The following is a 20,613-nucleotide window of genomic DNA, read 5'->3' on the forward strand; positions in this document are numbered from 1 at the left end:
GAAATTGGTGGAACCTTGGCTTGAGCAGGAAAAAGACGGGTATTCAGGCCTTTTAATAGCGGAAGAACTGAGTAGTTGCGAAGCAGTTATCGAAGCAATTCCATCCTGCCGTCATTCCTGGAATCTCTCTCCCCGAAGGGGGATCTCGATGCCGTACTTGCGGACCTTGTAATGCATTGCCCGCCGGCTGATGCCAAGAAGTTCCGCGGCGTCCTTCTGCACCCAGTTCATCTGCTCCAGGGCGCGCATGATCGTTTTGCGCTCGCTCTCGTCAAGAGAGAGCGGGGTGTCGATGACATGCGTCGGCGGTTCGTTTTCCAGTTGAATGTCTTCAGGTTCGAGCACGCTACGGTCGGACAGCAGGGCGCTGGCTTCCATCACATGCCGCAATTCCCGGACATTCCCCGGCCAGGAATGGTTCGTCAGGCGCCGTGTTGCCTCGCTGGAAAGACTGGGACACCTGATGCCCGATTTTTCGCAGAACGCATGCAGAAAATAATCCGCAAGAAGAGGAATGTCCTCCCGGCGCTCCCGCAACGGCGGGACATGCAGGCGGACCACTTTCAGGCGATAGTACAGATCCTCGCGAAAGGTTCCCTGGCGAACCATGGACAGCAGGTCGGCATTGGTCGCCGCGATCACTCTGCAGTCAACAGTGGAGGTGCGGGTTTCACCCAGCTTCCGTACTGTGCGTTCCTGCAGGAAACGCAGCAGCCTAGTCTGCATTTCCTGGGAAATATTGCCGATTTCGTCCAGAAAAAGAGTGCCGCCCTCGGCAGCCTGGATCAGGCCCTGCTTTTCCTGCACGGCATGGGTGAAAGCGCCCTTGACGTGACCGAAGAGCTCGCTTTCGAGAAGTGATGCCTGGGTGGTGCCACAATCCACGACAACAAGGGGCCCCTTGGCGCGGCTGCTCAAGTGATGCAGCATTCTGGCCACAAGCTCCTTGCCGGTGCCGGACTCGCCTTCGATCAATATCGTTATTTCACTGGGCGCGACGCGCTTGACCAGAGCCAGGAGGGAGGCCATTGCCGGGCTTTTTCCGGCAACCAGTCCTACCTGACATATTTCGGGACTGGCGACGGGATCCGCGGGAGCGCCATTGCGAACCAGCAGGGCATTGACTTTCGCGACCAGTTCCCGCCCGTCAAAGGGTTTGGTCAGGTAATCGGCGGCGCCTTGCTGAACCATGGCCACGGCTTCCGGAATGCGTCCGTAGGCCGTGAGCAGAATGACCGGCGTGTGCGGCCATGAGGACTTGACTTCCTGCAATAACTCCGTGCCATTCATGCCGGGCATCTTGACATCCGAAAGCACCAGGTCCACGGGCTGTTCGATCAGCTTTTCCAGTGCCTGCTCGCCGTTGCTGGCGGCAAGAACCCGATATCCCGCGGAACTCAACCGGGTTTGCAGCAGGTGGAGTATGGTCGGATCGTCGTCAACCACCAGAATGTTGTGCGTAAGAGAGATCTCGTCGGGGGTCAATTGGTTGCTCCAGACGTCAGGGGTTGACGTTTTTGCTGTTCCAGTTGCTGAAACAGGGCTTCAAGTTCCTCAACCTGCTGCTGCAACCTGGATGTTTCTTCCTTCAGGGAAGTGATTTTTTCGGATTGCGAGCGGGATTCGATGCGCAAGGATTCATAGCTTAAGGTTTGTTGCCGCAGTTCGACCAATTTCAACAGAAACGGCTCCAGAAGTCCGTAGCAGAGACTATCTTGCGATCCTTTAGTGATCGAAAAAAGCCTCTCCAGATCCGGCAGCCTGTGGGTGATGTCTTCATTGGCTTGTGCCAGGAGCAAATCCGAAAGGGCCGCGCCAAGCAGAGCCTTATCCCGCACTTGCAGATCGTCCGCCTCCAGGAAAACCTGGACAAATCGCTCATATGCCTTGCTGTAATGATGTTTTCTGTAGGACGCCATTGCCTGCTGGAATCTGTCCAGGACACGGTTCTTGCCGTCGTTCTGGATTGCTTGTTGCGTGGAGACACGGAATTCATCCGCCTCCTCCGGATCAGGCTTGTCACTGTCTTCAAGATGCTCGCTCCAGGAAAACCTCTTGGGAAAATCGTGGAGAGTGCAACTCCAGGTTCCCATTGCCAGCAGGGTCATAAACAGAAGACATATGGTCCAGATATTACGTGGATGCATGTTCCTGATCCTTCCGATTCTGCGTGGCCAAGGGCAGGGTGAAACAAAATGTGCTGCCCTTGAAAGAAGAACAGTCCAGCCAAATTCGGCCGTGATGCGCTTCAATGATGTGTCGCGAAATGCTCAGTCCGAGTCCGGCGCCGTCGGTGATCTGTTTGGCGTCCTTGCCACGATAATAGCGCTGAAAAACGTATTGTATTTCGTCTTTCGGAATACCCGGCCCCTGATCGGTCACGCAGATCTGAGCCATTTGCGGTTTGTCGGGATACGTGACGCAGACATAAACCGTGGAGTCAGGGGGAGCAAACTTCACGGCATTTCCCAAAAGATTGAAAAGCACCTGCTGGATATGGTCCTTGTCGGCAAGAACCGTGACCAATGAATGAGGAGAATGAATGCGGGTGGCGATATTTTTTTTATCGGCCACAGGACGGATTCTTTGGATGGATTCCGCCACAAGGTCCTGCAACGAAATACTCTGCAAATTAAGCTCCAAACGATTCGATCCGAGATAAGAAATCTGCATCAACCGGGTCAAAAGATCGGACAACCTGCGGCTTTCATTTTGAGCTATATCCAAATACGCGGCCTGGCGGGGCCTTACTTCGCCAAGTATGCCCTCCTGAACCAGACTGATGGACTCGCGGATACTTGTCAGCGGAGTCCGGATTTCATGGCTGAGCATGGTGATGAATTCGGCCCGCATTTGCTCCTCGGCTCGAAGACGTGTTCCCATCTCGTTGAAGGCCTTTGCCAACTCCCCGAGTTCATCAGAGGATCGTATTCGTATTGGCTGGAATGCTTCATCCTTGGATATTCGAATAATGCCCCTGCGAATTTCGCGTAAGGACCGATTCAGGTAAAGCGCGATTCCTGAACTCGCCGCGACTCCGAAAAAAGTTACGGCCACAAGACCCAGAAGACCTCTTTTTTGTGCTTCGGCTCCCCGGGCGTATATCCCCTGAACCCGCCGATTGATCTGATCCAGATAATGAAGCCTGTCCCGGGAAACGGTATCAATCCAGCTGGCAATAATTTCTTCGTCAGGCATCGAGGAAATATTCTCATCAATGTCGAACGACGCAAGGCTCACCCGGAGATCGGACAGACCCGGCGAGAACCCGCTGCGTTGATTGTGTCTGCTTGTGGTCAGGGTGATAAGCCTGCTGAGGTGTTCCTGGGATGCGGTCATATACTCTTCACGACCGAGAATCTCATATTTGCGCATGTTCTCGAGATACATGAGCAAAGTGTCCATGATCTCTTCGGTCAAGGCGATCATGGCAAAGTCCTCGTCAACAATGCGCTCTGACGTGGCGACCACGTCCCGGATACCCAGAAACAGATAGATGGTAATGACGTAAAAAATGGTGATCAGAACAAGACACCAGGCAAGCAGCTTCTTGGTTATTCCAAAATGGAACCGATTGGCAATGAAAGGCATAGCACTCCAATGTCGGCATGGCGCAATCGAGATGGGCAAAAAAAATGGTAACTATTCAGCTTCGTTCCGGCTTGTCTCGATTTTTCGGCCTCGCGACTCCTTCGCCGACTTCGTAACATCGAACCATTGCTCGAATAAACATCCATCGCACTTCAGGCGTTTGGCAATGGTTCGATGAACGAATCCTGGCTCAGTCAGACAGGTGATGCCAAAAAATCGAGACAAGCCGGAACAATCCAAGTTATCATGAAAAGTGCTGAGTAGTTACAAAAAATGAAGCAATCGCTCCAAAAGGATTATGCCGCAAAACCGGCACCCAGCCACGCCTCAGAACGGCAAATTGATACGGATCAGCAGGCCACAGGGACCGGAGCATGAAGCATGGCTGCCGGGCAATGGTCATCAGGATCCCAATATGGTCTTCTTCTCCGCAAAAAGAACCATAAGCTATTCATTAGCCAGATTCAACTTCGAAAAGCTGCAAGAGCGCAAAAAATGAAACCACGAGAACCAAAAGGTAACCACGGAGACGACACCTGAAAATAAAACTTATAAAAATCAACATATTAACCGATGGCATGATCTCTGCTTTCAGGGAGAGGGTCTGGGTCGCGAACGCAAGGAATTTCACATCCGTCGGATACGAACTACAGCATGTGGTGGCTCAATGGAGGTTTCCAGAGCAGTTTTCGACACACAACGACCTTCCATCTTGTGATTTTTTTATCAATTTTCATGTGGAGGAAACATGTCTTCATTCAACAAGAGATGGTTGAGATTCCCTGATCGTGCGGAATCATGTACACAAGCGAATCTAGATTTTGACGAACGAGGACACGTCTTCAAAATTGCCTCTTCTTGCGATGAGCTGTGGCAGTCTTTCAGGTTGATTTATGATCAATACCGTCATGCAGGATATATTTCTGAAAGAAAAAATAAACTTTTCTATACAAAATATCACCTGCTTCCACAATCTACTGTTTTTACAGCAAAACATGAATCGCAAACATTGGCGACAGCGACATTAGTGTATGATTCTCAATTGTTCGGGTTGCCCATGGATCACCTGTATCATGAAGAACTTGATGCTTTGCGAAACAAGGATCGAAAAATCCTGGAAGTATCTTCATTGGCAAGTGTCATGGCCACGGAATGGCAAGGCGTTGTGATGAATTTTATACGACTTGTGTTCCTTTACAGCACATTTCAAAATATCAACGATATATGCATCATGGTCAATCCAAAACATGCGGGTTTTTACATCAAGTCTTCTCCGTTCAAGATGTTCGGCAAAGAGAAGTTCTATCCGATGGTGAACGCTCCCGCGGTGGCTTTGCGGGCCAATGTGGATGAAATAAAAGATTTCTACGAAAACTCCCAATTTATTATTTCCTTCGAGGACCACCTGTCGTCTCTCTATCGATCCCTGAAAATCAAACTCAGCTGCAATATTCTCGGATCCATCTGCAATTCCCAGAACTCAACACCCACCCCGGCCAATCCTTTGAATGGAGAACTCGTTACCAAAATGTTGCTGGATGACAGGGACATTTCGGATCAGTTGTCTTCGCCCGCGGCCAAATCTTTCCTGAAAGAGGCATATCCCGGAATCCGTTTCAGCGAAGAGAGTTCATCCAGGACTGTGCACTCGAGTTATAATCCACAACAAAATGATCCCCCAAAAAACTTGCCCTGCTTGTCGTGGTCGAAAAGGTTCGCCCCCAAGGCGGACCTGACATGGAATGATGCGGTTCTCTGTTGAATTGCCTTTCAGAAGGGAGATGAAAATGAATCAGAGTGGCTTGTTGTCGGTTGATGGCCAATCCTCCTCCGAAATTTCCATGCGGGTCGGCACATTGCTGATCAGCATCCAGAATTCCAGGACTCCAAAGGCCGTCTTCGTCTTTGGCGATTCGGAAATGGACATGGTTTCCATTCATGCGAAAAAATTTGATAAAATGCGCCAGCAGTATCCGGAGCACTTTCTCGGCGTTTATGATTCAAAGGCCAGATTCGAATGGCTGGTCGAAGACGTTCGCAGTTTTCTCGACAATCTCCACCAAAACAGGACACGATTGATGGTCCGGTTTTGACGCTGTTTCCCGTCTTGGCGATCAATAAGGCCCCGGGCTCCGTCTTGGCGGCTCGGGATTCTCAGACCTCGCGACACTGCCGTTAAGGAGTATTGAATGCGCATGAACAACGTGATCATGTCCAGTCCTTCCCTGGCTGAACCGAACAGAAAGAATGTCAAGAACCGGTATTTGAGCCCCATTACCACCCCTTGCCATTTAACCCTGTTTATAGCCGGATATGGCGTGAACTCTCGTCTCGCCCGCAAGAATCTCACCGCAATGCATCAAGCCGAACTGGTCGGATGCTGCACCATGCAAGTTGTTGACATTCTAAAGGATTTAGCCGCAGCCGTGAGTCACGGCATTCTTGTAACGCCCACTCTTCTGATATCAGCCAACAATAACAGCATGATGCTCGAGGGCAACCTGGGCGACCGTGAAAAAATCCGGACCGCAATCCGATCTGTCCTGCGGCTGAGCATGGTTGAACCATGACTGATGCCGACTGAATTCCCACACAGGCTCAGAACGCCGACGACAGTTCTCGGCGTTCTGACGGACTCGAAGCGCTTGTCGGTGCGCTCAAACCGATTTCGAAATTGCAAGTACCGGTCCGCCGCCAGCCGAAACTTCTCTTCCTGCTCGCCATCCTCCCATAATTTTCCCTCTTTTCAAAAGGTTATTGGCTTCGGAACTCGTCATCGGCGAGTTTATTTTCCGAAGAACATCGCCCTTGACCTCGCCCTTCCTTGCATGCTTATCATGTTCATAAAGACGTTCATGAATAACCGGACAATACTCACCATCAGCCTAGGAGGTGAAACATGGTGAAAAACCCGGGTAGAGGAAAGGTGACCGTTCTGTTGCTGCTGGTTCTGGGAGCCGTGCTCTTTGCGGGCGCGGCGTACTCCGTGCGAGCGACGGATCAGCCGGAGTTTTGCGGAAGTTGCCATGTGATGTATGAGGCTGTCCGAACGCACCAAATGTCGGCCCATGCCAATCTGAGCTGCAACGAGTGCCATGCGCCCGATGCGGCCATTCCCAAGCTCATATTCAAGACCCGAGCCGGAGCCAAGGACATCTATCAGAACACCTTCGGCGATGTCTTCGACGTTATTCACGTGACGGACAATACCAGGCAGGTGGTCAACGACAGCTGCATCAGGTGTCATTCCACGACAATCCGCAATGTCTCCGGAAAAATTTCCGAGGCCAAGGAATACTGTACGGACTGTCACCGGTCGTTGCCGCACATGTCCAGATTGCCGATATCAGAAAGGAGGGTGGCGGATGAGTAGGCTATTGTTGTTCATTCTTGGTATGGGGCTGGTTCTGAGCTCCATGTTCCTGCTGGGCTGCACCGAACTGCCGGAGCCGGTAACGCCGACATACGAAACCACTTTGTCGGTAACGGAAGTCAGAAACAGTCAATTTGAACCATTCTTTCCCATTCATTATCAGACCTATCTGGAAAATAACGACGATACCCAGATGACCGAATATGGCGGTTCCGTGCCCCATGAAAAGCATCTTTGCGAGGATCTTCCTCGCGGCTGGAAATATTGCCAGCCATATCTGAAGAACCTCTGGATGGGCTACCCTTTCAGTTTCGAATACAACCGGGCCCGGGGCCATACCTACGCCCTGCACGACCTGTTGGATATCGACAGGATCAATCGCTACAGCGAGCAGGCCGGATTGCCCACCACGTGCTACAACTGCAAGTCCGCGAAGATGATCGACTGGGTGAATGAATACGGTGACGATTTCTGGGCCATGGAATTTCATCAATTCCGGGAAGAGATGGACCTGCACGATCATACGGTGGGCTGCGCCAATTGCCATGATCCCAGAAACATGGAACTGCGCATTACAAGCGTTCCCTTGGACGAAGCCTTGAAACAACAGGGCAGGGATTGGCGCGATGCCTCGCGCAACGAGATGCGCTCCCTGGTCTGCGCACAGTGCCATGTGGAGTACTATTTCCAGGACAAGGCCCACGGGCCTCCGGGCAAGCCCATTTTTCCCTGGGCCCTGGGCATGGATCCCGAGAACATCTATGAATACTACAAGGACCACGGCTATACGGATCGGGAGGGTTTTGAAAACCATTTCATCGATTGGACCCATGCCGTCTCCGATACGCCCATGATCAAGATTCAGCATCCGGAATACGAAATGAGCTATGACGGTTTCCATGGCGCCGCCGGGGTTTCCTGCGCTGACTGCCACATGCCGTACCGACGTCTGGATGGTAACCGGAAGATTTCGTCGCACCTGTGGACTTCCCCCCTGAAGACCACCGACGGCATCCAGCGCGCCTGCGGGCAGTGCCATACGGACAAGAATCCGGAATATCTGCGCGGGCGGGTGATCTACCACCAGGAGCGCACCTGGGATCAGTTGCTGGTCGCACAGGAAATTTCGGTCAGGGCTCATGAAGCCGTTCGTCTGGCCTCTGAGTACGAGGGCCCCAGGCATGCCAACTTCAGTCAGTTGATGATCAACGCCCGGGAACGCATCCGCAAGGGCGCGATGTTCTGGGATTTTGTCTCCGCGGAAAACAGCGCCGGGTTCCACAATCCGACCAAGGCCCTGGAAACCCTGGCCCGCTCGCAACAGTACAGCCAGCAGGCGGTGAATTACGCCATGCAGGCCACCATGTACGGCATTGCGCCGTATCTCGAGGGAGACATCAAGGACATCGTTCCTCCGATCAAGGAACACAGCCGCAAACTACAGCAAAGCCAGGAACACCTCGATTCCCACACCTGGCTGGGCTATCTGCCCTTGCTGCCGGAGGCGGACCTGGTCTGGGATCTCAATCGCCGGGTGAATGCGCAACCCGAGTAGGCTCACAGATCTTGTCGAGTCGAAGGCCCATGGCAGCCAAGCTGCCATGGGCCTTTGTTATTTCTAAAACATTCACCTGTCTCCCCGCCGTCGTGAGAAATATTTGACTTAGATCAAGGCGCGGCCTGGTAAGTGCTGTAGAACGGAACCGTGTTCGACGGAAAACCCTTTTCAGCAAACCATAAAACAAGAGGAGACGGATCATGACCATGTTTTGTTACCAGTGTGAACAGACGGCCAAGGGACAGGGATGCGAAAAAGTCGGCGTGTGCGGCAAGCAGCCGGATGTTTCAGCGTTGCAGGATCTGCTGGTGTACGCAGTGCAAGGCATGGGGCTGGTGGCCCATGAAGGCCGCGAGGCGGGCGTAAAGAGCGCGGAAATTGACTCCTTTGCTTGCGAAGCCCTGTTTTCCACGTTGACCAATGTGGATTTCGACCCGGAGCGGTTCGTGTCCATGATCAAACAAGCCGTAACCTACCGCGAGGAACTGCGGGCCAAGGTCAAGGCCGCCGGCGGGATTGCGGATTTCGATGTCCCGGAAGCGACCTTCGAGCCTGCTCCGACCATGGATGGAATGGTCCGCCAGGGCGAAGAGCACGGTTTGCACAACGACAAGGTGACCGACCCGGACAAGCGATCCCTGAAGCACACCCTGCTGTTCGGAATCAAAGGCGTTGCCGCCTATGCCGATCACGCCCGGATTCTGGGCCAGACGGACGACTCCGTTTACGCCTTCATTCATGAAGCGCTGGCGGCCATGACCCGTAAGGATCTGGAACTGCAAGACTGGCTGGGACTGGCGTTGCGTTGCGGCGAGGTCAATCTGAGAACCATGGAAATTCTGGACGCGGCCAATACCGGAGCCTACGGCGACCCGACGCCCACTTCCGTGCCCCTGGGGGCGAAAAAGGGCAAGGCCATCCTGGTGTCCGGGCACGACCTGAAAGATCTGGAAGAACTGCTCAAACAGACCGAAGGCAAGGGCATCAACATCTACACCCACGGAGAAATGCTTCCGGCCCACGGTTATCCCAAGTTGAAGGCCTACCCGCACTTTTACGGCCACTACGGCACGGCTTGGCAGAACCAGCACAAGGAATTCGGCGCTTTCCCCGGGGCCATCCTGATGACCACCAACTGCATTCAGCGCCCACAGGAAAGCTACAAGGGCAATATTTTCACCACCGGCTTGGTGGGCTTTCCCGGAGTCCGGCACGTCAGGAACGGCGAGTTCGGCCCGGTGATCGCCATGGCCCAGGAGATGCCCGGCTTTGCCGAGGATGTTCCCGGCAAGACCGTGATGACCGGATTTGCACGCAACGCGGTGCTCTCCGCGGCGGACAAGGTTATCGACCTGGTCAAGAACAAGAAGATCCGCCACTTCTTCCTGGTGGCCGGCTGCGACGGCGCCAAGCCCGGGCGGAACTACTACACCGAGTTCGTCGAAAAGGTCCCCGCGGACTGCGTGGTGCTGACCCTGGCCTGCGGCAAGTTCCGTTTCTTCGACAAGGACCTGGGGGCCATTGAAGGTCTGCCCCGGCTGCTGGACATGGGCCAGTGCAACGACGCCTACTCGGCCATTCAGGTGGCCGTGGCCCTGTCCAAGGCCTTTGGCGTGAGTGTAAACGAGTTGCCCTTGTCCCTGGTCCTGTCCTGGTACGAGCAAAAGGCCGTAGCCATCCTGCTGACCTTGCTCCACCTGGGCATTCAGGACATCCGCCTCGGACCCTCACTGCCGGCCTTCACTTCGCCCAACGTGCTCCAGGTCCTGGTGGACACCTTCAACATCAAACCCATCACCACCCCGGACGAGGATCTGAAGGCCATTCTCGGTTAATTCGCGGTTCAATCGGCAACAAGGAAAGGGGCGCAAGCCCCTTCCTGATCCACAACCTCCCTCTTTCCCGCATCCGAAAATCAACCCTGCAGGTTGTGCAGCATGGCTGCATTTTGCTTCGCTCCCAGGACATCTGAGACCAGCTCCCACGCCGGGGCGGGACAGCCAAAGGCTGGACTACAGCCCCGTGCACAAGCCGTGGAACGTGTCAAACGAAGATTTCCAAAGCAATCCTCATGGATGTGTAGATGCCGGGCAAGGATGGACTGGGCGCTACATGGGAAATCAGATCCTGTGAAACAACCCGGAGAGCCGCGGCCGGAGACAGCCCGCGGTCCAGGATTCCGATCATCGCCATGATCGCCGGCGCCATGGCCCAAGACCGGGAACATTGCTCGCTTCAGAGTCGTACAATTTTCATGTCCCTGCCGTCCAACCATAACCGCCGAACTCGCCGCTCAGTTTAACTTGAAGTTCCAGACCAACATGGACTATGAAATCCGAACGCCAGAGGAAGCCGCTGATCGGGTGCGGTCCATCGCCACGCAACGTATGAACAGTCAACTGCCAGCGAAAGCGTCAGTCGCAGCGTGGATGTGATTGCGCGAATTTCATCCGAAACCAGCGAATTGATGTCCCAGTCAGAGACATCCTCGCCAAACTGACCAGCTAGGCCTGCCCTTTACCCACAATTAATTCGCCGACGTTTTCCTGTTCCATTAACCATACCCCGTAGCACATGGCTTGCATTTTTTCGTAGCCCTTCCAGAGAATTTGATGGCCAGGAGGCGGATCGTTTTTTCGACCGAGGTATCCGCCAAGATTTGCAACCAACTGAACTGCATTAAACACGCAGCGAGGAGGATTTAAGAAGTTTTTTTTGAAAAAGCTTCAAGAACTCGCAGCTCCAAGCTGGAGAACAGGATATCCGCCAGCAAGTCCGGGGTCTCACGGCCAAGCAGGGTCATGAGCATGATTCGCCAAGCAATGACCATTTTGATGGCAATGGCCCGACGCAGTCGTTCGGCTGTCTCGTGAGCGAGATCTTCAATGCGGCAACCGGACTTGAGGACGCGATGCCAGTCCTCGATGCGCCAACGCAACTGGTACCAATTCAAGCATATTTTTGCATCATCGAAGGATGCGACCGCAATGGTCGTCAAAAGAAACCATTCGACCCGGTCGTCGTTGGCCGGCGGATGTTTCTCCCGTATATGCACCACCCAGATGTCCACCGGCAGTTTCTCGAGATTGGAGCCTGGAGGCCGGATTTGAACGGGCATGGCGCGCAGTTCCAGAACCGCCTTACGTTCACCTCTTTTCGCCCGGGCCTTTTGCTTGGACTTTTTGGGCCGCGCACTTTGACGCGGCACGGAGATTTCAATCCTGCCCAAAGCTTTTTGTTCGGCAACGGTTGCAAACAGTTTGCCGGGTTCACCGCCGATGTTGCGGTCATGCTTAGCCCGTACCAGGAGATCCACGCTTGAGTTGGCACGTTGCTCGTCGAATAGCTCGAAGAAATCCGCCTCACGGTCGCAGACATGAATCAGACGTGTACCAGGCAGCTGTTCTTTTATTTCGACAAGGTCACGATGGTGCTCAATCCAATCAAATGTTTTCTTTTCCTCGATGGGCACTGTACTGGATGGCCGTTTTTTTTCTTCCGGGGACAAGGGTTCCGGAGCCTTGCACGAGCCTTTCAAAATACCCAAGGGAAGGCCTTGCGTATTCACCACATACGTCGAGCACATTCTCAAACCTCGTGTCTGCGCACCGGTCTGGTTGCACCCTATAACCCCCAATCCCTGGCATTTGGACAGATTGTTGTAGTTCAGGTCCGACTTGTCCGTGATGCACAAGACGACCTGCTCCGCCTGCATGCGCCGTATCGTCCGCTCCCGATGCGGCAAGAGAATGTTTTCCATCGTCATCGCGGAGTCGTCAGGCTGGTCGATCATACGGTAATACCCCTTGGTCGCCGCCCAGTCTCCCTTGGCAACTCCGCTGTACGAACTGCCTGGTTTGTCAGAAAATTCTTTTGCACAGCGCACGAGCCTTTTGCGCAATCGGGCATCCCCAATCGGAGCGTTTGCGAATTCGTTTTGCGCCCATTGATCCGCATCCAGGCCGTCAGTAAGCTCAAGGGGGCCAGGAACCTCTTTCGGCGCGACTCCCATGTGCTCCCGAAAATCTTGGTCGAGCGCAAAGACGTAAATGTCCTTGATGTTGAGAGCTGGATCACGATGATTATCTTGCCTACCGCGCCCTTTTGTGCACCCAACATGGACCCAGTTCGCTGCCCGAAAACACGTTCCTGTGCTCGATTCCACGAATGTTTCTACAAGCAATGGGTTGTAATTATATGCATATTTAAAATCCTGGGCCATTGCCGCCAGCCCCATGCTCAACACTTTTGAGGCCAAATTGCGGCAATGGACACCAGGACGGATCAAAAAACGATTCAAACCAATGATATAATGCAAATACGCTCGACGCTGTTCGTAGCTCCAGCCGATCCATGCGTCGCGATCAGCCAAATGCAAGGCCGCGGCGGCAAAACCCAAACCGCCTAGCAATCCATGATCAGATTTGACCAGATATCGCAATTGTCGCCCAACAAGAGGCCCAGCGCCATGAGGATGGTAGGTAATCATCATTTCGTTCCAGGTGCGCATCTGCATGTCTGTGCGTACCAAGGTAAGCTGCAAGCCCTTCAGATCCTGAGCCTGACAAGGAACGTTAAGTGGCTCGGGAAGAGGTGCATGTAAGCGGCGGGGCGTTCGAACCTGCGGTTGTTTTTTCCCCGCTGGCAAGACAAAATGCCCTGCCCTTTCCAATTCGCGCAATGCCTTGATGCATCCTCCAGTCTGCTCCAACCCACGCGTGTCGAAAAAGTCGAAGTGCTGACAAACGGCTGACGCTAGAGAATTTCTGGTTGAATGTTCCTGCTTCCCAATCATCCCGCGCAAATATTTCAAGTTGGCAGGCTGGGCCAAAATCCGCTTGAGTTGGTTTTGTGTCTCCATGCGGAGAGCATAAACAACTTTGTTTCCGTTGTTCCGTTTTTTCTATGGGTAAAGGGCAGCCCTAGCCCGGGCTCTGGCGCCCAATCCAGCGGTGATCCTCCTGGACGAGCCCCTTTCCGCACTGGACGCCAAGGTGCGTGAAGAACTGCGGGTGGAGATCCGAATGTTGCAGCAACGTTTGAACATCACCACGATCATGGTCACCCATGATCAGGAAGAAGCTCTGACCATGGCCGACGATATCGTGGTCATGAAGGACGGGAAGGTCATGCAGTCCGGTACGCCCATGGACCTCTACCGCAAGCCGGCAAACCGTTTTGTGGCCGAATTCATCGGCTTGATGAACATCGTGCCGAGCACTGTCGGCATCCCCACGGCTGAAAATGGCGGATCGACGCACATGCGGCCCAGGATTGTCGGCATCCGGCCCGAGGATGTTCGTCTCCTTGCGGAACACGACGCTCGAAACCACCCCCAGGCAGTGATCGATCAGATAGTTCGACTGGGCAATCTGACCCGGGTCACCCTGCGCCTTCCCGATAACGGCGCGCCCCATTCCCCAGGGCTGCAGGGCGAAAAATCAAATAATATCATGTCCGCGTCCGGCGGGAATGGCCATGGGGACAATGACTTCGTGCGTCTGGTGGCCGAGATCCCTGGCCTTGGCGAGGAATTGGAAGTGGGCATGGCCCGGTCCATTGCCGTTGCGCCCGAGTCGGTACGCGTTCTGGAATGGCAGTGAAGACCGTCGCCTCCGTCTCCATGAGACGGCTCGACCTGGAGCCCCTGCTCAAGATCCTCGTGGCTGCCGCCATTGCCGTCCCGCTGCTGGTTTTCGTGCTCTATCCCATGGTGCATATTCTGGGACGCAGCTTTCAGACGGCGGACGGCCTGGGGTTGGCCAACTATGCCACGGTCATCGGGAATCAGCGGTTCATGAGGCTGGTGTACAACAGCCTGGAAGTCACCATTCCCACAACCCTGATTGCCGTTGTTTTGGCCTACGGCTTTGCCTATGGCGTGCAGCGAACCCGCATGCCGTTCAAGAACCTGTTTCGGCTCATCGCCCTGGTCCCGCTGTTTGCCCCGTCCCTGGTCCAGGCGCAAGGGCTGGTCCTGATGCTGGGCCGCAACGGTCTGATCAACAGAACCTTCGGAACGGATTTCTCCATCTACGGATACTGGGGCATCGTCATTTCCAGCGTTCTGTACGTATTTCCCTATGCTTTCCTGATCATCTCCGCTTCTCTGGCCCTAGCGGACAACCGGCTGTATGAATCATCAAGGATTCTTGGCGCCGGTCCCCTGCGCACCTTCCTGACAGTGACCTTGCCTTCGACCCGTTTTGCACTGATGGCTTCGATCTTCGTGGTCTTCACCCTGGTGATCACCGATTTCGGCAATCCCATGGTGGTCGGAGGCGACTACAGCGTTCTGGCCACGGAGGTCTACAATCAGGTGATCGGTCAGGCCAATTTCGAACTGGGCACGGTGATCGGCATGGTCCTTCTGGTCCCAGTAGCCGTGGCCGTGACGGCTGAAAAATGGATCAATCGGCGCAGCTACGCCCTGATATCCGAAGGTTCCCAGCCACTGAGCGTGCAGGCGAACAAGACGCGCGACGTTGTCTTTATCGGTTACGCCTTGCTCATCTGTTCGGCCATTCTGGCTGTGGTGGGCATCGTGATCTTCGCCAGCTTCACGCATCTTTGGCCGTACCGGATGGAGTTTTCGCTGCGACACTACCGGTTTGACGTCCAGAACGGCATTCAGCCGTTGTGGAACAGCATCAAGATCGGCCTGATGGCAGCCGGAATCGGAGTGGTGGTTACGGCCCTGGCGGCTTACGTGACCGAGAAATTCCGGACGTTCCTGGATTCCCCCCTGTATCTTCTGTGCCTCATGCCGGCCGCCGTGCCCGGAATGGTTCTGGGGTTGGGTTACATTCTGGCCTTCAATGCGCCGGGAAACCCAGTCTACCCGTTGTACGGAACATTGTTGCTGATAGCCCTCTGCAACGTCTACTATTACCATGCCCAGGGCTTTCTGATCGCCTCCACCAGCATGAAGCAGATCAGCCATACCTATGACGAAGCTTCGTCCACTCTGGGCGCGACCTTTCTGCGTACCATGCGCAAAGTGACCTTGCCCCTGATGTGCCCGACATTGGTCGGGATAGCCGTGTTCTTCTTCATGCGCAGCATGGTGACCCTTTCCGCGGTCATCTTTCTGATTACGCCGTCCACACAGGTGGCCGCGGTATCCGTCCTGCTCCTGGAAGACCGCGGCGCCGTAAATCAGGCCGCCGCCTTTTCAGTGTGCATCATGGGGGTCGTGGTCCTCGTTCTCCTGTTGGCCAGGCTGGCTCTCAATCTGTACGGATACAGACACATTTCGTTGATCCGTTGATTGTCTTCAGGATGATGCAGGGAAACCTTGCACGCGATGCTCTACCGTAGTTATTGTCGAAATCGAAATCGATCGTCACATCAGTTGATACGACGGAGTCCAATATTTTCGATTCCAACAGGTGAAGTCCAAGGAAAATGTCCCGGAACAGCCTTAATTTCCGAAACATTACACCTGATCAGCGTGCGTACTCGTCACGTCAATTCCGCTCACTATCACGTTCCGCCAATTCACTGACGTCTTTTAGCACCATGTCAGCGCATTGCGACAAGGTAGCCATGGTGCCTGCGCCGGTGAGCACGCCGATGCAGGCGCCCAGCCCGGCGGATCGTCCCATGGCCATGTCGTGCTCACTGTCCCCCACGATGGCCACGTTCCGTGGCGGCAACCCAACAGCCGCGCAAAATGCAGAAGCCATACCCGGTCCGGGCTTGGCCCCGTATCCGCTGTCGTATCCGGCGACGAATCGTACCACGTCCTCCAGACCAAACCGCTGCACGGCGGCCGAGGCCGACGCTAGGCTGTCGTTCGTGGCAATGCCCAGAAGAAAACCTTGCCGGGAAAGGCCAGCGAACAACCGGCGCAGATCGGTCACGGGCACGGCCCTGTGCAGGCTTTCGGCTGCGAAAATCCGATCCAGTCCGCAACGCAACGTGTCCGTGTCGAAAACAGCGCCCAAGCGCCTCCAAAGATCTGCCAACTCCCCGGCGTGGCCCGAGGCTATTATTGAATCGGGCAGGAAACGACGGCTTGCCGGGTCATAGCCGCCCGCCGCCAGCAGCGCTTCGGCAAGAGTTTCATCGCCCCCGGAAGCATAGGCGGCCGCCCTATCCATGACCGGCCGCCATGTTTCGTGAAAGTCGAACAAGGTGCCGTCCTTGTCGAAAAGCAAGGCTTTAATTTCGGAGTGATAAGGAAAATTGCGCTGCATTTCGGGAGGATATTCCGCTCAGCCGGCATGCTTGTGTATCATGCGTAGGCATGATTCGCTATCCTGGCAGCTGTTTCCATCTCCTCCTGACAACAGACGCACAGAGTTGATGTGGGTTGAAATTTCAGGCGGTTGAGCGGGATAGCCTCGCTGCATTCCCTGCAGATGCCATAGCATCCGTCGTCAATACGATGCAGAGCGGCTGCGATCTGACGTGCATGGAATCCATCCCGTTGGCCGAGAATGATCAGCATTTGCCGGTGCGACTCCAGTGAAGCCCGGTCCATGAGATCCGGGCAGGTCTGAAAGCTTTCACTGATGGATTCAGCGGTCAATTTTCCCTTGCTTCGGACTTTCTCAAGCAACTCCTCCAGAGCTTTTCGAAATACGTAAAGTTGGTCGTGAGTCATGCTGTTCCTCCTGTTTTTTAGAGGTACAATATGACGACACTATGTGACGAAGTGATGTCGCGAAAGCGACATTTTGCAGAGACGAGTCGCCGGAAAGGCATTAAAATAACGAGGCGGGAAGGAAGGCACGCAGAGGAGGGCTTGAGTACGCAAATCAAAAACGGGAGGGCTTCTTGTCCAAATTGCCGCTAACTGGCTTCTATCATGTAGAAATACTCCATTTCAGCTCAGGGTAAATCCAACTCCGTCGCCAAATTGCTATCGCATCGTCATCAATTTGCGATGCAGGCCATCTGGTCACGCGATATAGGTCCATTGTCGTTCAGATATGAGTATTTGTAATCAACCTTGAAAGGAGGAGCCATGAGCAACCTGGAAAACATCTACAGTGATTATCAGAAACGGCGGCAGGAATTGGCTGAAATCAGAATGACCGGACAAAAACAACGTCGAGAGTTCAGCGAGTTTCTCAAGAATAGGAACGAAAGATTACGCAAGGATTATGTTGAAATTCGTGTAGATTGGTAACTTCATCGATTACCTTTTGCCATTCTCCGAAGTCTTCCAGGATCTGGGGTACTTGATGGGTGACCGCGGGCGGAAGGAGGATGAGATATAAAGTGTAACTATTCAGGAGGAGTAATGTTTACAGTTGTTCAGTTGTTTCGAAGAAGAGCGCGGCATGTTTTATTTGCGGCGTTGGTGGTCGCTTTCATGGTCGGCGGAGAGGCCGTGGCCAAGGAAGGTCTGTACACAGGTAATCCAGCCAAGTACGTTTTTTTGTTTATCGGTGACGGGATGGGCATTCCACATCGCCAGGCTCCGGAAATCTTTCTGGCCGCCAAGGAAGGCAAGCAGTACGGCGACGTGAAGATGACCATGAACACGTTCCCCGCCCAGGGCATCACCACAACCTATGCCAACAATCGGTTCATCATCGGCTCCGCGGCCTCTGGCACGGTTCTGTCCAGCGGGTTCATCTCCAACATTGGTCATATCGGCATGGACTCGGAACTGCGCCCGGTGCGGACCATTGCCCAGATGGCCAAGGCAAACGGCAAGCGCGTGGGGATCGTTTCCAGCGTGTCCATCGACCATGCCACCCCGGCGGCATTTTACGCCCATCAACCCCATCGCAGCATGTATCATGAAATCGCCCACGACTTGGCCAACAGCGGTTTCGACTTTTTCGGTGGCGGCGGATTTCGTGATCCCGAGGGCAACCGTTCCAAGGAACCTAGTAGTTCGTTTCAATAATATATTTACGTTCTGAAGTTTTTCGGCTATCTCTGAATCGAAATCAAACAGGAGGTAGCCATGGCCAGAAAAACCAGCCTTCCAAAAGTCAACATGACTGAGGAGCATCGCAACAAACTTGAATCCATCAGCAAATCCAGAACTGCTCCTTTTCGAGAAGTACAAAGAGCTTCAATAATATTGCTGCATAACGACGGACACTCAATTACGAAAATTCAGGATTTGGCTAAGGCAAGCAGACCAACCATTTACAAGTGCATTGAAAAAGCCTTGGCTGCCGGACCTGAAGCCGGGTTAAAGGATTACTACCACAGGCCGTTTGAACCTATAATTGACGATGCTGCCAAGGCCTGGGTTGTCAATCTTGCATGTACCAAACCGAAAGACCACGGTCTTGCAGCTGAACTTTGGACATATAGTGAACTTGCCAAGTTTACACGGAATCAGGCCCCGGCAGATGGCCATCACTGTCTGTCTAACGCGGCCAAGGCCACCATTTGGCGTATTCTTTCTGAGCATGATATTCGTCCACACAAAATCAAATATTATCTTGAAAGAAGGGACCCTGATTTTGAGCAAAAAATGCAAGAAGTGCTCGTTGTCTATCAAGAGGTTAATCTTCAAAATAGAAACGCCGAAGCATCCAGATCGACAGAACCTCTGAAAATAATAACTGTATCGGTTGATGAAAAACCTGGTGTGCAAGCGTTGGGGCTTGTTGCTCCAGACCTTCCTCCGTCACCTGGGAAACACTGCTGTACAAGCCGTGACTATGAATACAAACGTCATGGGACGGTTTCCATACTGGCGGCACTTGATCTTCATGATGGAAAAATGACAGCGCAAGTGCACGACCGACATCGTAGCCGAGAATTTATTGAACTGTTGAAAGAGCTTGATAAAAAGTATCCTGAAGAAAGCACTATTCGTCTTGTCCTCGACAACCATTCATCTCATGTTTCAAAGGAAACCATGAGCTATCTTGCCTCAAGGCCAAATCGCTTTGAATATGTACACACTCCCAAGCACGGCTCCTGGCTCAACCTAGTTGAAATGGCATTCTCGAAGATGGCTCGTTCTTTCTTAAGGCATATCCGGGTGGCTTCCAAAGAGGAACTAAAAGAACGCATCATGAAAGGAATACAGGAGATGAATGAGTCACCAGTGGTGTTCCGATGGAAGAAGTTTGATCTGGGCATTGCTTAATTATAAATATTTTAATGAAACGAACTACTAGAGGAGATGCTTTCGAGGTGGCCCGGAATAACGGCTACTCCATCGTCAATACCCGCGAGGAAATTCTGGCGCTCAAGCCGGGTGCCAAGATCATCGCCTTCAATGCCAACCTGCCCGACGGAAAAGCTCTGCCCTATGCCATGGACACAACGGACGACGATGTGACTCTGGCCGAGTTCACGGCCAAGGGCATTGAACTGCTCGACAATCCCAAGGGCTTCTTCATGATGGTCGAAGGCGGCAAAATCGACTGGGCCAGCCATGCCAATGACGCCGTGGCCACCATCCTGGATACGCTGGCGTTTGACGAAGCAATTCAGGTGGCTTTGGAATTCGCGTGCAAACATCCCGAGGACACGTTGATCGTTGTCACCGGAGACCATGAGTGCGGGGGCATGTCACTGGGATTTGCCGGAACGCAGTACGAGACCGCCTACGAGGTACTCAAGGGACAGAAGATCTCCTTCAAGATATTTGAAGGCATGGTCAAGGAATATCGCGAGACAAACAAAGGCAATGCTTCATTTGAAGACATGAAGCCGATCATCACGGAGAACTTCGGATTGCTGTTCGACGGCGATGAACACATGACGCTCAAGGAGCATGAACTGCGAGCCCTGCGGGAGGCCTTTACCCGAAGCATGGCCGGACTGCGGGAAAAGGGCGTTGGGGAGGAATATTTGCTCTATGGCGATTATGATCCCTTGACCATCAAGGTCTCCCACATCCTGAACCAGAAGGCCGGCATTGCCTGGGCGTCCTATTCGCACACCGGCGCGCCGGTGGTCACCTCCGCCTGGGGCGTGGGACATGAAATCTTCAATGGCTATTATCACCAGACCGACCTGGGTCGGAAGCTGATGTCGGTGTACGGGTTCAGCCCGCAACATGCGGCCGAGGCTGGAGAAGTCGCGGATATTCGCCTGGCGGCCAACCAGTAGAGAAATGCACTTCGATCTGTACTGAAGAATCGATGTAAGGCGGAAC

19 protein-coding genes are annotated in these 20,613 nt (G+C 53.6%); 12 read left to right on the forward strand and 7 right to left on the reverse strand.

What is annotated here, in order from left to right; all coding sequences use genetic code 11:
• Positions 1–111 precede the first annotated feature (111 nt).
• Genes ACYQ15_RS11115 through ACYQ15_RS11125 form a run of 3 tightly spaced genes read right to left on the reverse strand, consistent with a single transcriptional unit; the run spans position 112 to position 3,591 of the window.
• On the reverse strand, positions 112–1,485 hold the full coding sequence (locus ACYQ15_RS11115) for a sigma-54-dependent transcriptional regulator (protein ID WP_459937581.1): 1,374 nt from the start codon (positions 1,483–1,485) through the stop codon (positions 112–114).
• Positions 1,482–2,147: a hypothetical protein gene (locus tag ACYQ15_RS11120; protein ID WP_459937582.1), complete on the reverse strand. Its 666-nt coding sequence runs from the start codon at positions 2,145–2,147 to the stop codon at positions 1,482–1,484. The genes ACYQ15_RS11115 and ACYQ15_RS11120 overlap by 4 nt, the downstream gene beginning before the upstream one ends.
• Positions 2,134–3,591, reverse strand: coding sequence for an ATP-binding protein (locus ACYQ15_RS11125; RefSeq protein ID WP_459937583.1), 1,458 nt, complete (start codon positions 3,589–3,591; stop codon positions 2,134–2,136). The genes ACYQ15_RS11120 and ACYQ15_RS11125 overlap by 14 nt, the downstream gene beginning before the upstream one ends.
• A 748-nt stretch (positions 3,592–4,339) precedes the next feature.
• On the opposite strand from ACYQ15_RS11125, the gene ACYQ15_RS11130 reads away from it, so the two are divergent.
• The 6 genes from ACYQ15_RS11130 (at position 4,340) to hcp (ending at position 10,357) form a co-directional block, all read left to right on the forward strand.
• Positions 4,340–5,353, forward strand: coding sequence for an N-acyl amino acid synthase FeeM domain-containing protein (locus ACYQ15_RS11130; RefSeq protein WP_459937584.1), 1,014 nt, complete (start codon positions 4,340–4,342; stop codon positions 5,351–5,353).
• A gap of 25 nt (positions 5,354–5,378) precedes the next feature.
• A complete protein-coding gene (locus ACYQ15_RS11135; RefSeq protein ID WP_459937585.1) occupies positions 5,379–5,684 on the forward strand; it encodes a hypothetical protein in 306 nt (101 codons plus the stop codon).
• A 96-nt stretch (positions 5,685–5,780) separates the two neighbouring features.
• Positions 5,781–6,161 (forward strand): thioredoxin domain-containing protein, encoded by a 381-nt coding sequence (locus ACYQ15_RS11140; RefSeq protein WP_459937586.1) that lies wholly within the window; start codon positions 5,781–5,783, stop codon positions 6,159–6,161.
• A gap of 329 nt (positions 6,162–6,490) precedes the next feature.
• The gene (locus ACYQ15_RS11145; RefSeq protein WP_459937587.1) at positions 6,491–6,964 is read left to right on the forward strand and encodes a cytochrome c3 family protein; all 474 of its coding nucleotides are present in this window, start codon (positions 6,491–6,493) and stop codon (positions 6,962–6,964) included.
• Positions 6,957–8,519: an ammonia-forming cytochrome c nitrite reductase subunit c552 gene (locus tag ACYQ15_RS11150; RefSeq protein WP_459937588.1), complete on the forward strand. Its 1,563-nt coding sequence runs from the start codon at positions 6,957–6,959 to the stop codon at positions 8,517–8,519. The genes ACYQ15_RS11145 and ACYQ15_RS11150 overlap by 8 nt, the downstream gene beginning before the upstream one ends.
• A gap of 209 nt (positions 8,520–8,728) precedes the next feature.
• On the forward strand, positions 8,729–10,357 hold the full coding sequence (hcp, locus tag ACYQ15_RS11155) for a hydroxylamine reductase (RefSeq protein ID WP_459939577.1): 1,629 nt from the start codon (positions 8,729–8,731) through the stop codon (positions 10,355–10,357).
• Between the two features lie 208 nt (positions 10,358–10,565).
• On the opposite strand, the gene ACYQ15_RS11160 is transcribed toward hcp, so the two are convergent.
• Together ACYQ15_RS11160 and ACYQ15_RS11165 are read right to left on the reverse strand one after the other, a co-directional pair.
• Positions 10,566–10,715 (reverse strand): hypothetical protein, encoded by a 150-nt coding sequence (locus tag ACYQ15_RS11160; protein ID WP_459937589.1) that lies wholly within the window; start codon positions 10,713–10,715, stop codon positions 10,566–10,568.
• Between the two features lie 508 nt (positions 10,716–11,223).
• A complete protein-coding gene (locus ACYQ15_RS11165) occupies positions 11,224–13,335 on the reverse strand; it encodes an IS4 family transposase (protein ID WP_459937590.1) in 2,112 nt (703 codons plus the stop codon).
• Positions 13,336–13,474: 139 nt separating this feature from the next.
• Here ACYQ15_RS11165 and ACYQ15_RS11170 point away from each other — a divergent pair, with 139 nt between their 5' ends.
• Positions 13,475–14,125 (forward strand): ABC transporter ATP-binding protein, encoded by a 651-nt coding sequence (locus ACYQ15_RS11170; protein ID WP_459937591.1) that lies wholly within the window; start codon positions 13,475–13,477, stop codon positions 14,123–14,125.
• On the forward strand, positions 14,122–15,792 hold the full coding sequence (locus ACYQ15_RS11175) for an ABC transporter permease subunit (RefSeq protein ID WP_459937592.1): 1,671 nt from the start codon (positions 14,122–14,124) through the stop codon (positions 15,790–15,792). Before ACYQ15_RS11170 ends, ACYQ15_RS11175 begins: the two co-directional genes overlap by 4 nt.
• A gap of 199 nt (positions 15,793–15,991) precedes the next feature.
• On the opposite strand, the gene ACYQ15_RS11180 is transcribed toward ACYQ15_RS11175, so the two are convergent.
• Positions 15,992–16,723 carry an HAD family hydrolase gene (locus ACYQ15_RS11180; RefSeq protein ID WP_459937593.1) on the reverse strand — a complete coding sequence of 244 codons (732 nt, stop codon included), beginning with the start codon at positions 16,721–16,723 and terminating at the stop codon, positions 15,992–15,994.
• A gap of 38 nt (positions 16,724–16,761) precedes the next feature.
• On the reverse strand, positions 16,762–17,133 hold the full coding sequence (locus ACYQ15_RS11185) for a TraR/DksA family transcriptional regulator (protein WP_459937594.1): 372 nt from the start codon (positions 17,131–17,133) through the stop codon (positions 16,762–16,764).
• Between the two features lie 363 nt (positions 17,134–17,496).
• Between ACYQ15_RS11185 and ACYQ15_RS11190 the strand changes: the two genes are divergently transcribed.
• The 4 genes from ACYQ15_RS11190 to ACYQ15_RS11205 all read left to right on the forward strand — a co-directional run bounded on the left by ACYQ15_RS11190 (position 17,497) and on the right by ACYQ15_RS11205 (position 20,567).
• Positions 17,497–17,661 (forward strand): hypothetical protein, encoded by a 165-nt coding sequence (locus tag ACYQ15_RS11190; RefSeq protein WP_459937595.1) that lies wholly within the window; start codon positions 17,497–17,499, stop codon positions 17,659–17,661.
• 114 nt (positions 17,662–17,775) lie between these two features.
• Positions 17,776–18,390 (forward strand): alkaline phosphatase, encoded by a 615-nt coding sequence (locus tag ACYQ15_RS11195; protein ID WP_459937596.1) that lies wholly within the window; start codon positions 17,776–17,778, stop codon positions 18,388–18,390.
• 60 nt (positions 18,391–18,450) lie between these two features.
• Entirely contained in the window at positions 18,451–19,596 is a 1,146-nt protein-coding gene (locus tag ACYQ15_RS11200) for an IS630 family transposase (RefSeq protein ID WP_459937597.1), read from the forward strand.
• Between the two features lie 47 nt (positions 19,597–19,643).
• Positions 19,644–20,567 (forward strand): alkaline phosphatase, encoded by a 924-nt coding sequence (locus tag ACYQ15_RS11205; RefSeq protein ID WP_459937598.1) that lies wholly within the window; start codon positions 19,644–19,646, stop codon positions 20,565–20,567.
• Positions 20,568–20,613: the final 46 nt, after the last annotated feature.

This window comes from Desulfonatronum parangueonense (assembly GCF_054656975.1).

What these genes read in the sequence shown, in the direction of transcription:
- ACYQ15_RS11120 (WP_459937582.1), bottom strand. Translation starts at nt 2,147, where the DNA reads ATGCATCCACGTAATATCTGGACCATATGTCTTCTGTTTATGACCCTG.
- ACYQ15_RS11125 (WP_459937583.1), bottom strand. Translation starts at nt 3,591, where the DNA reads ATGCCTTTCATTGCCAATCGGTTCCATTTTGGAATAACCAAGAAGCTG.
- ACYQ15_RS11130 (WP_459937584.1), top strand. Translation starts at nt 4,340, where the DNA reads ATGTCTTCATTCAACAAGAGATGGTTGAGATTCCCTGATCGTGCGGAA.
- ACYQ15_RS11135 (WP_459937585.1), top strand. Translation starts at nt 5,379, where the DNA reads ATGAATCAGAGTGGCTTGTTGTCGGTTGATGGCCAATCCTCCTCCGAA.
- ACYQ15_RS11140 (WP_459937586.1), top strand. Translation starts at nt 5,781, where the DNA reads ATGCGCATGAACAACGTGATCATGTCCAGTCCTTCCCTGGCTGAACCG.
- ACYQ15_RS11145 (WP_459937587.1), top strand. Translation starts at nt 6,491, where the DNA reads ATGGTGAAAAACCCGGGTAGAGGAAAGGTGACCGTTCTGTTGCTGCTG.
- ACYQ15_RS11150 (WP_459937588.1), top strand. Translation starts at nt 6,957, where the DNA reads ATGAGTAGGCTATTGTTGTTCATTCTTGGTATGGGGCTGGTTCTGAGC.
- hcp (WP_459939577.1), top strand. Translation starts at nt 8,729, where the DNA reads ATGTTTTGTTACCAGTGTGAACAGACGGCCAAGGGACAGGGATGCGAA.
- ACYQ15_RS11160 (WP_459937589.1), bottom strand. Translation starts at nt 10,715, where the DNA reads ATGGCGATGATCGGAATCCTGGACCGCGGGCTGTCTCCGGCCGCGGCT.
- ACYQ15_RS11180 (WP_459937593.1), bottom strand. Translation starts at nt 16,723, where the DNA reads ATGCAGCGCAATTTTCCTTATCACTCCGAAATTAAAGCCTTGCTTTTC.
- ACYQ15_RS11185 (WP_459937594.1), bottom strand. Translation starts at nt 17,133, where the DNA reads ATGACTCACGACCAACTTTACGTATTTCGAAAAGCTCTGGAGGAGTTG.
- ACYQ15_RS11190 (WP_459937595.1), top strand. Translation starts at nt 17,497, where the DNA reads ATGAGCAACCTGGAAAACATCTACAGTGATTATCAGAAACGGCGGCAG.
- ACYQ15_RS11195 (WP_459937596.1), top strand. Translation starts at nt 17,776, where the DNA reads ATGTTTACAGTTGTTCAGTTGTTTCGAAGAAGAGCGCGGCATGTTTTA.
- ACYQ15_RS11200 (WP_459937597.1), top strand. Translation starts at nt 18,451, where the DNA reads ATGGCCAGAAAAACCAGCCTTCCAAAAGTCAACATGACTGAGGAGCAT.